Origin of the sequence: Ensifer sp. ENS02 (assembly GCF_014851885.1) — a bacterium.
GTDB lineage: Bacteria > Pseudomonadota > Alphaproteobacteria > Rhizobiales > Rhizobiaceae > Ensifer > Ensifer adhaerens.
This window is the reverse complement of the sequence record NZ_JACVAO010000012.1, coordinates 76,247-88,989: the sequence shown is the minus strand read 5'-3', so window position 1 is coordinate 88,989 and position 12,743 is coordinate 76,247. Positions and strand designations below refer to the sequence as shown.

The 12,743-nt window shown below is 63.0% G+C and carries 7 protein-coding genes; 4 read left to right on the top strand and 3 right to left on the bottom strand.

Going from position 1 to position 12,743, the window contains the following annotated elements:
* Nucleotides 1–597 precede the first annotated feature (597 nt).
* The 3 genes from IB262_RS24675 to IB262_RS24665 all read right to left on the bottom strand — a co-directional run bounded on the left by IB262_RS24675 (nucleotide 598) and on the right by IB262_RS24665 (nucleotide 7,624).
* Complete coding sequence (locus IB262_RS24675) at nucleotides 598–1,557, bottom strand: 3'-5' exonuclease (protein ID WP_034805639.1); 960 nt, start codon at nucleotides 1,555–1,557, stop codon at nucleotides 598–600.
* 252 nt (nucleotides 1,558–1,809) lie between these two features.
* Nucleotides 1,810–3,711, bottom strand: coding sequence for a methyl-accepting chemotaxis protein (locus IB262_RS24670; protein ID WP_348646930.1), 1,902 nt, complete (start codon nucleotides 3,709–3,711; stop codon nucleotides 1,810–1,812).
* Nucleotides 3,712–4,003: 292 nt separating this feature from the next.
* The gene (locus IB262_RS24665; protein ID WP_192493937.1) at nucleotides 4,004–7,624 is read right to left on the bottom strand and encodes a hydantoinase B/oxoprolinase family protein; all 3,621 of its coding nucleotides are present in this window, start codon (nucleotides 7,622–7,624) and stop codon (nucleotides 4,004–4,006) included.
* A gap of 121 nt (nucleotides 7,625–7,745) precedes the next feature.
* Here IB262_RS24665 and IB262_RS24660 point away from each other — a divergent pair, with 121 nt between their 5' ends.
* The 4 genes from IB262_RS24660 (at nucleotide 7,746) to IB262_RS24645 (ending at nucleotide 12,741) form a co-directional block, all read left to right on the top strand.
* The gene (locus IB262_RS24660) at nucleotides 7,746–8,330 is read left to right on the top strand and encodes a winged helix DNA-binding protein (RefSeq protein ID WP_043622645.1); all 585 of its coding nucleotides are present in this window, start codon (nucleotides 7,746–7,748) and stop codon (nucleotides 8,328–8,330) included.
* Between the two features lie 13 nt (nucleotides 8,331–8,343).
* On the top strand, nucleotides 8,344–10,176 hold the full coding sequence (locus IB262_RS24655; protein WP_034805626.1) for a dipeptide ABC transporter ATP-binding protein: 1,833 nt from the start codon (nucleotides 8,344–8,346) through the stop codon (nucleotides 10,174–10,176).
* A 45-nt stretch (nucleotides 10,177–10,221) separates the two neighbouring features.
* Nucleotides 10,222–11,754, top strand: coding sequence for an ABC transporter substrate-binding protein (locus tag IB262_RS24650; RefSeq protein WP_060521971.1), 1,533 nt, complete (start codon nucleotides 10,222–10,224; stop codon nucleotides 11,752–11,754).
* A gap of 63 nt (nucleotides 11,755–11,817) precedes the next feature.
* Nucleotides 11,818–12,741: an ABC transporter permease gene (locus tag IB262_RS24645; RefSeq protein WP_060581038.1), complete on the top strand. Its 924-nt coding sequence runs from the start codon at nucleotides 11,818–11,820 to the stop codon at nucleotides 12,739–12,741.
* Nucleotides 12,742–12,743: the final 2 nt, after the last annotated feature.

Genomic DNA, 12,743 nt, shown 5'->3' with positions numbered 1-12,743 from the left:
AACGCGACGCACGCGCCTTGCCCGTTGAACAACGGTGCAGGGCGAGCCCCGGACATTGCGTTCAGTTGCGGCTATTTCGACCGACAGACGGGTCTCGTGCGCAGCAGCTCGCTTCGGCAAAGCGGGTGCGTAACCGGCCCTTCGGTCACGGCGCGTTCGGTTGCGCCCATGCAGACTGGCTGCCAGACAAAGTGTCGGCGATCGCGGGTCATCCCACGCTTGGGAGCACTCTCAAAACTGGACGAGATTGCGAACATCGACATTGAAACATCAACTATAACAACAGCATAAAACTTGAATTTCTAAGTCAAGTCTGCGCACGTATAGTCGGATTCGGTCGGGCGTCCACGCTTTTTGTGCGTGAATTCAGCGGTTAACGGTAAACCGGGCGTTGTTTGCCAGATGTGGAAAGACAGGCAAATCGGGGCGTAGCGGGCCGTCAGCCCGCGTCCGGCGCAGGACAGCCTCAGCCTGGCGCCTGCGCTACGATCGGTGGGCCGCGTCATGCAAAGATCGGCGGGAAAAGGATGTTTTAATCGAGCGACGCCCGCGTCACCGAAGGGCTTGCCCTGTCGGCCGCAGCGGCTCGTTCGCGTGTCAGGCCCGGAAGCGGTCGAAAGCGGTCAAGCGCTTGATCGGCGGATCGGCTTCCTTCCAGCGATAGATCTCCGAGCGGAGGTAGCCGAGTTCGTCTTCAAGTGCGGTTTCGGCGACTTCGACCCACCAGGATTTCGGACGGCCGTCACTTCCGTCAGACCAGCGGTAGCCGCGAGCTTTCAGATGATCCTTCATGTCGAAGGGGCTGTTTTCCGCAAAAATGCGGACGCGTGATCGCTGGCTCGCCTCGTAGAGTTCGGCAAAGGGCGTGCTGCCGGAGCCGCCATCCTTGGCAAGGACTTCGAGCAAAGCGAAACAGTCGTCGACCGCCCGGTGGCCGTCGTGGAAGTAACCGGCCTGCCCGATCAGGTAACCGAGCTTGGTGCCTTCGAAGCCGCGGGAAGACCAATCGATCTCGGAGACGGAACAGGCCCATGCCTTTCCTGCAAAAACGGGCGAGAAGGCCTCGCAGAAGGGACGGTCGAAGCCGGCATTGTGGGCGATGACAAGGTCGGCCTTTTCCATCAGCGCCCGCACTTCGTCGAGGTCGATCGTCTTTCCCGCGACCATCTCGTTGGTGATGCCGGTAAGACGAGTGATTTCCGCAGGGATCGGATTGGACGGCTGGCGCAAGCCGCCGAAAACGCCAGTCACGTCTCCCAGGTTTCCCTTCTCATCGAAGGTAAAGGCGATCAGGCCGATCTCGATGATCTCATCCTTGCGATGGTTGAGCCCTGTGGTTTCGGTATCGAGAATGACGCCATGCAGGGGGAAGCCGGGACGCGCAACAGGCACCACAGCGCGCGGCACAAGCCGCTGCAACAGGCGATAGCGACCCGTCGCCTGAAGGTGACGGACCATATCGTCCTCGGTCAGCGATGCCCGCTTGACCGCCGGTCCACCGCCCGCCTTTTTGGAAGTTGCCTCGTCCGAAACAAAGAGGTCGAACTGCTGCGTCATTCGGTTGTCCCGCAAATTAACGACTCACACGTCTGCGTTCCAGAATAGCGGCTAACAGGCATGCTTCCCAGCAAATCGGGAAGAAGGCGCAGGAGCGCCTGGATTTTCAGGCGCAAAAGATGGGGAAACGGTCTCGCGCTTCAATATGCTCGGCGGCACTGTTGTCCCCGTCCCCGTCAACACGGGGTGCAGAAACGACAGTGCCGCCGCAGCAAGAACTTCACTTGAAGTCGTGGCGATTACGCCGCTCGATCAGGCGGCGCGGCTCCAGCCTTCGCGGGCTGCAGCACCTTCCAGCTTGAACTTCGCCAGCATCGTGCGCAACTGACGGCTCTCTTCGGCGAGCGTGCCGCTGGCGGCTGTCGTCTCTTCCACCATCGCCGCGTTCTGCTGGGTCATCTGGTCCATGTGGTTGACGGAGGTGTTGATCTCCTGCAGTGCGGTCGCCTGCTCGCGCGCCGCCGTCGCGATCGTGTTGACGTGGCCGCTGACATTGTTGACCAGTGTCTCGATCTCCAGCAGCGCCTCGCCGGTCGAGCGCACCAGCGCCACGCCGTTTTCGACTTCCGACGCCGAGCTGTGGATCAGCGTCTTGATTTCCTTGGCCGCGTTGGCCGAGCGTTGCGCCAGCTCGCGCACTTCCTGGGCGACGACGGCAAAACCGCGGCCGGCTTCGCCCGCGCGTGCCGCTTCGACGCCGGCATTGAGCGCCAGCAGGTTCGTCTGGAAGGCGATTTCGTCGATGACCGAGATGATCTGGTTGATGCGGTTGGACGAACCCTCGATGCGGCCCATGGCATCGACGGCGCTGCGCACGATCGCGCCGGAACGGCCGGCGCTTTCCTTGGTGGCGCGCACCATCTCATGCGCCTCATTCGCCCGCTCCGAGGCGGTGCGCACGGTCGAGGTGATTTCGTCGAGCGCCGCTGCGGTTTCCTCAAGCGCTGCCGCCTGCTGTTCCGTGCGCTTCGACAGATCATTGGCAGCCGAGCTCAGTTCGGCGGAGTTGTCGTTGATGGTGCTGGCCGCGGTGCGCACGTTGTGCATGGTCGACCGCAGCGTCACCATCGTCTGGTTGACGTTCGTCTGCAGCTCGGCGAAGGCACCGTGGAATTCGCCGCGCATGTTCTGCGTCAGGTCGGCGTCGGCAAGCGCCGCAATCACGCGGCGGACTTCGGTGACGGTCTGGTCGACGCTGGAGACGAGCTCGTTGACGCTCCATGCGAAGCGGTTGAGGTCGTCGTTTTCATAGTCCTTGTTGATGCGGCCGGTGAAATCGCCGGCAACGGCAGAGGCGACGACGACGCTGATGTTGGACTGCAGGTCGCTGCTGCGCGCATGGAGGGCCGCTTCCTGCGCCTTCATCGCGCGCATGGCGATGCCGTTCTTGCGGAAGACTTCGACGGCACGGGCCATCTCGCCGATCTCGTCCTGGCGGGAAACGTCCGTCGCATCTCCATCCAGTTTTCCGTCGGCAAGTTCGCTCATGGTCGAGGTCAGGTCACGGACCGGCATGACGATGCCGCGGCGGGCAACGACGAGGCTGACGCCGACGCCGAAGAGCACGCAGGCCGCAGCGGCCGCGGCGAGGATTGTCATGGCGACGGACGAGGAATTCAGCGCCTCTTCACGAGCGGCGGAAAGCGCTTCGCCGGAATAGGTGCTGTAGGTCTTGACTGTTGCCGTCACGGTCTTTTGCGCTTCGAGCGCCTTGTCGAGTGCGGCCTTGACGGCACCGGCATCTCCGCCCTTCTCGGCGGCGACGGCGACCATGGCGCGGATCTCGTCGAAGTAGCTGTTGAGCGTCAGGCGGATGTCATTCAGCAGCTTGTCTTCGGCATCGTCGGCGACCGCCTCGATCTTGGTCAGGCGGCCGAGCATTTCGGTCGCACGCTTTTCGGTTTCCGCGCCGAAGTCGGCGGCGTTCTCCGGGGCGGCGGCGAGCTGATAGGTCATGCGGCTGATGGCGATGATGTCGACGCGCAGGTCCATTGCCTCGCGCGCTGCTTCCTCACGCGCGCCGACATCGACGATCGTCGCACCGAGCGAGGAAAGACCACGCGCACCGGCAAGCGCGATCAGAATGGAGGATATGCCCATGACCACGACCACAAGGCCGACCTTGGTCAAAATCGAAAGGTTCTTGAACGTCACTGCCGTGACTCCTGTGATGTCGCAATCGCGCTGATGGGAGGGGACATGGTCAGCCAAACCGGCGGGAGGAGGACCGGATGTTTGCGGCCCCGCAAGGGGAGGAACTGGGGCGCGCACTGACCAATAAGTACTTAGTAATTTCGAATTTAAATTCGGGTTAAAAAAGCGATCGCGTCTTTTCGCATATGCAGCAATAGTTGTTGTGCATATGCCGGAACGAAAAACGGGCGGACGATCGCTCGCCCGCCCGCAGACCACCGCAGCAGTCTTGGGAGATTTCAGTCTTTCCGGCCTATGACCGGCCGTATCCACCGCCGGTCGGCGTCACGACGGTAAAGGCTTCGCCAGCTTCGAGAACCGTATGGGCGCAGCCCGACAGTTCCTCCGTCCGGCCGTCATTGCGGCGCACGAGGTTGCGGCCGAGTTCACCCGGGCTGCCGCCCTTGATGCCGAAGGGTGCGACGCGGCGATGGCCGGAGAGGATCGCGAAGTCGAGCGTTTCCCGCGCCCGGATCGTGCGCTTCGTGCCGTTTCCGGCGTGCCACTGGCCGCGGCCACCGGAACCGACGCGAATGTGGAAGTCTTCGAGCACCACCGGGAAGCGGGTTTCGAGGATTTCCGGATCGGTGAGCCGCGAGTTGGTCATGTGCGTATGAACCGCATCGGCACCGTTGTAGCCGGGACCCGCCGGCGCGCCGGAGCAGATCGTCTCGTAATACTGATAATTGTCGTTGCCGAAGGTCAGGTTGTTCATCGTCCCTTGCGCGCCGGCCTGGCTCTGGACCGCGCCGAACAGGCAGTTCGTCACGGCCTGGCTGACCTCGACGTTGCCGGCAACGACGGCCGCCGGATAGCGCGGCGTCAGCATCGTACCCTCGGGGATGACGATGTGGATCGGCCGCAGGCACCCGGCATTCATCGGAATGTCGGCCTCGACCAGCACGCGGAAGACATAGAGTACGGCGGCGCGGGTGACAGGCGCCGGCGCATTGAAGTTGTCGCCGCGCTGCTCCGACGTGCCGGTGAAATCGACGGTCGCCTCGCGCTTGTCGCGGTCGACCGTGATCTTGACGACGATGCTGCAGCCCTGGTCCATCTCGTAGGAGAATTCGCCGTCTGGCAACTGGTCAAGCACACGGCGCACGCTCTCAGCAGCATTGTCCTGGACGTGGCCCATATAGGCCTCGACCACGTCTTCGCCGAACTGGGCGATCATCTTCTTGAGTTCGGCGACGCCCTTTTCGTTGGCCGCCACTTGAGCCTTCAGGTCGTTGACGTTCTGAAGGATGTTGCGCACCGGATAGCGCGCGCCATTCAGAAGCGCTTCAAGCTCGGCCTCGCAGAAGCGACCTGCATCGATGAGCTTGAAGTTGTCGATGTAGACGCCCTCCTCCTCGATGTTGGTGGCAAGCGGTGACATCGAGCCCGGCGAAATGCCGCCGATATCCGCATGGTGGCCGCGGCTGGCGACCCAGAAGCGGATCTCTTGTCCGGCATCGTCGAAGACGGGCGTGCAGACGGTGAGGTCAGGCAGGTGCGTGCCGCCGTTATAGGGCGCGTTGATCAGGAACACGTCGCCGGGCTTGATCACCGGGTTCTCGCGGATCGCGGTTGCGACCGAGGCGTCCATGGAACCCAGATGCACCGGCATGTGCGGCGCATTGGCGACGAGGTTGCCGCGGTTGTCGAAGACGGCGCAGGAGAAGTCGAGCCGCTCCTTGATGTTGACCGAATAGGCGGTGTTCTGCAGCGTCACGCCCATCTGCTCGGCGATCGACATGAAGAGATTGTTGAAGATCTCCAGCATGACCGGATCGGCATGGGTACCGATCGCGCTCTGCTGCTGCAGCGCCTTCACGCGGCGCAGCACGATATGGTCTTTCGCCGTCAGTTCCGCCTGCCAGCCGTCCTCGACGACGACGGTCTGGTTCGGTTCGATGATGATCGCCGGACCGTCGAGCCGCTGGCCGGGGCTGAGTTCGGCGCGCAGCAGGACCGGCGCATCGTGGAACTGGCCTTGCGAATAGAACTGAGTGCGGCGTGAAACGTCGGGCGTGCCCGAGGTGACGGATGCGCCTTCGCGCTCCATCTGGGCAGCACCGCCGCCGACCGTCTCGACTTCGACGGCGTCGATCACCAGCGCCTTGTTGTCGGCGACGAAGCCGAAGCGGCGCTTGTGCAGCTCTTCGAACTCGGCGCGCAGGCGGGCGATGTCGTCATGCGCCGGGAAGGTCGCGTCGACCGCAAGCACCGTGTCGGTGCCGGCATAGCGGATATGGGCGCGCAGATGGGTGCGAATCTCGTCGCGGGCAATTCCTTGTGCTTCCAGTTCGCCGAGGCAATCGACTTCCAGCTCGGCGCCCAGCGTGCTGAGGGCTGCCGGCGCCTTGTCGTCGAGCGCGACGCCGAGCGCCTTCTGGCGAGTCGAGCGGATATCGGCAAGTCCCATGCCATAGGCCGAAAGCAGGCCGGACATCGGATGCACGAGAATGCTCTTCATGCCGAGCTGGTCGGCAACGAGGCACGCGTGCTGGCCGCCGGCGCCGCCGAAGCAGCTCAGCGCATAGCGCGTCACGTCATAACCGCGCTGCACGGAAATCTTCTTGATCGCCTCGACCATGTTGGCAACGGCGATGCGGATGAAGCCGTCGGCCACATCCTCGGGGCTGCGGCCATCGCCGATCTCGGTCGCCATGGCAACAAAACGGCCGCGCACGGTCTCGACGTCGAGACGTTCGTCCTGGTTCGGACCGAACAGCGCCGGGAAGAAATCCGGCATCAGCTTGCCGAGCATGACATTCGCATCGGTGACAGCAAGCGGACCGCCATTGCGGTAGCAGGCGGGGCCCGGGTTGGCGCCGGCCGAATCCGGGCCGACGCGGAAACGTTCGCCGTCGAAGTGCAGGATCGATCCGCCGCCGGCGGCAACCGTGTGGATCAGCATCATCGGTGCGCGCACGCGCACGCCTGCAACTTCGGTCTCGAACGCCCGCTCATATTCACCATCGAAATGGGCGACGTCGGTCGAGGTACCACCCATGTCAAAGCCGATGACGCGATCGAAGCCCGCGGCTTCGCCGGTCTTGGCGAGGCCGACGACACCGCCGGCCGGGCCGGAGAGGATCGCATCCTTGCCCTGGAACATTTCAGCCGCCGTCAGGCCGCCGGAGGACATCATGAACATGACGCGTGCGCCGGTACGGGCAATATCGAGTTCGCCGGAGACCTGGGCGACGTAGCGGCGCAGAACCGGGGAGAGATAGGCGTCGATGACGGTGGTATCACCGCGGCCGACATATTTGATCAGCGGCGAGACTTCGTGGCTGACGGAGACCTGCTCGAAGCCGAGTTCGCGGGCGATGCGGGCAACGGCCGCCTCGTGCTCCGGATACTTGTAGGCATGCATGAAGACGATGGCGACGGCCTTGTAGCCCTTGCCCTTCAGGTCTTCGAGGGCAAATCGCGCCTTCGCCTCGTCGAGCGGCTGCTCGACAATACCGTCGGCCAGCACGCGCTCGTCGAGTTCGACGATATCCTGGTAGAGCGCTTCCGGCTTGATGATTTCGGTCGCGAAGATCTTCTTGCGTTCCTGGTAGCCGATCTTCAGCGCATCGCGAAAGCCCTTGGTCGTCACGAGAGCCAGGGGCTCGCCCTTGCGCTCGAGCAGCGCGTTGGTGGCGACCGTCGTGCCCATGCGCACTTCGCCGATGAGGCCGGTCGGGATCGGTGCACCGGTCGCAAGGCCGAGATGCAGGCGGATGCCTTGCACAGCGGCGTCGCGATAGGCTTCCGGATTTTCGGACAGCACCTTGCGGGCATGCAGCTTCCCGTGCGGGTCGCGACCGATGACATCGGTGAAGGTGCCGCCACGGTCGATCCAGAAGTCCCAGCTGCCGGTTTCGCGTGCGCTCATTGTCCATCCCTCTCATTCGCGAGCCGCTTCATTGTGCAAGCCCGGAAATTCATCAAAGCAGTTCGTTGACAAAATGTCGATAAAATGATGACATAAAATCGTCAAGATGAGGAAGAGCTGAATGACGAAGAAGTCGGAGGATAGCTTCGAAGGACGGGAATGGGCCGAAAATGCCCTGCCCGAACATCTAAAGCCGGTCGCGGCCATCGGCCCGATCGTTTCCTCCGCGCACCTTGCTGAAGGCGGCTCTCCCGGCCTCTCCGAGGTCGAATACGGGTTGATCCTCGCGTCGCATGCCTTTCACCGCTGGATGATGCGCTGCATGGCGGCCGCCGGCGTACCCGGTCTTTCCCCGATCGAGATCCTGATCCTGCACACGATCCGCCACCGCGATCGCGGCAAGAAACTCGCCGACATCTGTCTCGTGCTCGACATCGAGGACACCCATGTCGCGACCTATGCCATCCGCAAGCTCGAAGCCGCAGGCCTCGTGACGACGGGCAAGGAAGGCAAGGAAAAGACCATCCTCATCACCGACAAGGGGTCGGACGCCTGCACGCGCTACGCAAAAATTCGCGAGCGGCTGCTGGTCTCCTCCACCGCCAAAGCGCGTCCTTCCGAGGAGACGCTTTCCGAGATCGCCGCCGTCCTGCGTTTCATGTCGGGCGCCTATGAACAGTCCGCGCGCGCCGCGACCACATTGTAACAAGGAAGACTGCGTGACCGTCGATACGCCTGCGCCCCTGCTCGCCGTTGAGAAGCTTTCCGTCGCCTTCAACGGCAATCCTGTCGTCGAAGACCTGAGCTTCACGGTGACGCCCGGCCGGACGCTCGCAATCGTCGGCGAATCCGGCTCCGGCAAATCGGTGACGTCGCTGTCGATCATGCGGCTCTCGGACATGATGGGCGGCCAGTTTCCGACCGGCCGCATCCTGTTTCGCGGCAAGGACGGCGAAATCGATCTGACGAGCGCCCCGCAGAAGACCATGCGCGCGATCCGCGGCAAGGAGATCGCCATGATCTTCCAGGAGCCGATGACGTCCTTGAACCCGGTCTTTACCATCGGCGACCAGGTCGCCGAAGTGTTGATGCTGCACGAGAAGATGACCAAGGCCGAAGCGCTCGTCGAGACGCGCCGCCTGCTCGACATGGTGCGCCTTCCTGATTCTGCAGAACTGATCGGCCGCTATCCGCACCAGCTTTCCGGCGGCATGCGCCAGCGCGTCATGATCGCCATGGCGCTTGCCTGCCGGCCGAAACTGCTGATCGCCGACGAGCCGACGACGGCGCTCGACGTCACCATCCAGGCGCAGATCCTGACGATCATCCGCGACCTCCAGAAAGAACTCGGCATGGCGGTGATCTTCATCACCCATGACATGGGTGTCGTCGCCGAAATGGCCGACGACGTCGTCGTCATGTGGAAGGGCCGCAAGGTCGAGGAAGGTCCGGTCGGCGAGATCTTCGCAAGCCCCAAGCACCCCTATACCCAGACGCTGCTTTCCGCCGTGCCGAAACTCGGCAGCATGACCGGCGAGGAATTCCCGAAGCGCCTGCCTCTGACCATGATGATCGACGGCGAACCGAAGCGCGTCGGCGAAACCCATATCCAGCGCACCGCCCGCTACGACGCGGCACCGATCCTTTCGGTGCGTGATCTCGTCACCCGCTTCGACGTGCGCAAGAACCTTTTCGGCAAGGCGACGCACCGCGTGCACGCCATCGAAAACGTCAGCTTCGACATTTTCCCGGGTGAAACGCTGGCGCTGGTCGGCGAGAGCGGCTCGGGCAAGTCGACGATCGGTCGCACGATCCAGCAACTGCAGAACGCAACCTCGGGCGAGATCCTCTTTGGCGGTCGCCCGGTCTCGGCCATGAGCTATGCCGAGCGGCAGCGGCTGAAGCAGGAAATCCAGTACATCTTCCAGGATCCCTTCGCCTCGCTCGACCCGCGCAAGACCGTGGGCTTCTCGATCGCCGAACCTATCCGCACCCACGGCCTGATCCTCGGTGAAAAGGACATCGAAAAGCGCGTGCATGAATTGCTGGAGCGCGTCGGACTGACGCCCGCGCACGCCAAGCGTTACCCGCACGAATTCTCCGGCGGCCAGCGCCAGCGCGTCTGCATTGCGCGTGCGCTCGCCTCCCGTCCCAAGCTGATCATCGCCGACGAGGCGCTCTCGGCTCTCGACGTCTCGATCCAGGCGCAGATCATCAACCTGTTCATGGAGCTGCAGGAACAGGAGGGTCTCGCCTATCTCTTCATCAGCCATGACATGGCGGTGGTCGAACGCATGAGCCACCGCGTCGCCGTGCTCTATCTCGGCCAGGTCATGGAGTTCGGCAGCCGCCAGCAGGTCTTCGAGACGCCGTCCCATCCCTATACTCGCCGGCTGCTTTCCGCGGTGCCCGTCGCCGAGCCCGGCAAGGGTCGCGAGCGCGCCATGCTGGAGGGCGAGATCCCGAGCCCGATCCGCCGCGTCGGCGACGAACCCGCGGTGCTGCCGCGCAAAGAAATCGCCCCTGGCCATTACGTGGCCAAGGGTGCGTGAGCCGCTTTCTCTTCTCAGGAAGGCTGTCGAAACAGGAGTGAGTAAATGATCAACAAAAAGGGGATCCACGCCGCTTTCATCGCCCTTGCGATGGCGGGTAGTTTCATGACCGCAGCCCCGGCCTTTGCCGCCGGCACGCTGACGGTATCTTCGCCGCAGGATCCGGGAAGCTGGGACCCGGTCGACACCTTCCTCGTCAACTGGGCGTCGGTTGCCACCAACATCTATGACGGCCTGACCTATCGCGGTCCGGATCTGAAGCTCGTGCCCGGCCTTGCTACTGCTTGGGAAGAGCTCGACGGCGGCAAGCGCCTGCGCTTCACGCTGCGCGAGGGCGTCAAGTTCCACAACGGTGAGCCCTTCAATGCAGAAGCAGTGAAGTTCACCTTCGACCGCCTGCTCGGCGAAGAAGGCTCCAAGGGTCCGCAGAAGTCCAACTATGCCGTGATCGAAAAGGTCGAGATCGTCGACGAAAAGACAGTCGACCTCGTCCTGAAGACGCCGGATCCGGTGCTTCTCACCAAGCTCGCCGGCTATGGCGCGATGATCGTGCCGCCGAAGTACATCCAGGAAAAGGGTGAGGACTACTTCAACGCCCATCCTGTTGGCACCGGCCCGTTCAAGTTCGTCTCCTACGAGCCGAAGGTCGGCATCAAGCTCGAAGCCTTCGCAGATCATTGGGGCGGCGCGCCGAAGCTTTCCAACCTCAACTACCGCTTCATTTCGGAGCCGGCGACCGCCGTTGCCGAGCTGCAGGCCGGCCGCGTCGATCTCGTCATCCCGCCGACCATTCCGATCGGCATGATCCCGACGATCCAGGGCGATAGCAATCTGGAGATCGTCTCCAGCGCCGGCCCGACGGTCTACGCGCTGCGATTCAACACGCGCGACGGCATCACCAAGGATCCGAAGGTCCGCAAGGCGCTGATCCTCGGCGTCGACCGCGACACCATCATCCAGTCGATCCTCGCCGGCCAGGCGGATCCGATCGCCAGTTTCCAGGGCAAGCTCTCCTTCGGCTTCGACCCGGCGATGAAGCCGCTGCCGTACGATCCGGAACAGGCAAAAGCGCTTCTGAAGGAAGCCGGCGTTGCGCCGGGCGCTTCCGTGCAGATCGACGTTCGCGGTAACGACGCGACCTTCAACGAGGTCGTGCAGGCTATCGCAAGCTACCTGCAGCTGATCGGCATCAACGCGACGATCAAGCCCTATGAAACCAACGTCCTCTTGAACGACATCATCCCGGCCGGCAAGACCGGCGCGCTGTTCCAGCAGTCCTGGGGCGGCTGGACGCTCGACTACGACAACACCGCCTACTCGATGTACCACTCGGGCGAAAAGTGGAACCCGTACGACAAGGACGCGGAACTCGACAAGCTGCTCGAATCGCAGCGTTCGATCACCGACCAGGCAAAGCGCGAGGAAATCCTCAAGCAGATCGCCAACTACGCCGCAGACCGTTCGCTCGAAATGCCGCTCTATAACCTCAACGCCATCTTCGGCGTGAGCAAGCGCGTCAAGAACTTCACGCCGGTGCCGGATAGCCGCCTGCGGCTGACGGACGTGACGGTCGAGTAATACAGGCCGGTCCGTCGCCTCACGCTTGAGGCGGCGGACCATTTTTCCAAAAGGGCGGGTCACTTGGCCGGATTTCTGATCAAACGTTTTCTGCAGGCGGTCTTCGTCGTGTTCGTCGTGACACTGACCGTCTCCTATGCCATCCGGTTCACCGGTGACCCCGCGCTAATGCTGGCGCAGGGCGCTGGCAGCGTCACCGAGGCCGACCTCGTGCGCATCCGCGAGGGGCTCGGCCTCAACCAGCCGTTCCTGGCGCAATATGCCGATTTCATCACGGGCATGTTCAGGCTCGATTTCGGCCGCTCCTTCATGGGCGGTACGCCTGTTTCGCAGCTGATCGCCTCTGCGCTGCCGGCGACCATGCTGCTCGCCTTCGCCTCGCTGATGGTCTCGATCGCGATTTCCATTCCGCTCGGCATCCGCGCCGCCGTCGCCCGCGGCAAGTGGGCCGACCAGACAATCCGCATTCTGTCGCTCGTTGGGCTTTCCTTCCCGAACTTCTGGCTTGCGATCATGCTGGTCCTGTTGTTCTCGATCGTCCTCAAATGGCTGCCGCCAAGCGGCATGGACGGTTTTGCAAGCTTCATCATGCCGGCGCTGACCATGGGCATCATCCTGACGGCGACCAATGTGCGCCTGGTGCGCACCGCGATGCTGGAAACCTTGCAGTCGCAATACATCATGGTCGCGCGCGCCAAGGGCCTCAGCGAAAGCAAAGTGCTCTACAAGCACGCACTTCGTAACTGCGCGATCCCGCTGATCACCTATTTCGGCCTGCAGTTCGGCGGCCTGCTCGGCGGCATCGTCGTCGTCGAGCTGGTGTTCAACTGGCCGGGCATGGGCACGCTCGCCTTCGACGCGGTCGCCTCACGCGATTACCCCGTGCTTCAGGCGGTCATAACCGTGCTTTCGCTAATGATCGTGTTCGTCAATCTTCTGGTCGACATCGCCTATGGCCTCGTCGATCCGCGCATCCGGACGGAGTGAGC

Excerpts from the sequence above, each read along its gene's own strand:
- IB262_RS24675 (WP_034805639.1), bottom strand. The coding sequence starts at position 1,557 with ATGACGCAGCAGTTCGACCTCTTTGTTTCGGACGAGGCAACTTCCAAA.
- IB262_RS24665 (WP_192493937.1), bottom strand. The coding sequence starts at position 7,624 with ATGAGCGCACGCGAAACCGGCAGCTGGGACTTCTGGATCGACCGTGGC.
- IB262_RS24660 (WP_043622645.1), top strand. The coding sequence starts at position 7,746 with ATGACGAAGAAGTCGGAGGATAGCTTCGAAGGACGGGAATGGGCCGAA.
- IB262_RS24650 (WP_060521971.1), top strand. The coding sequence starts at position 10,222 with ATGATCAACAAAAAGGGGATCCACGCCGCTTTCATCGCCCTTGCGATG.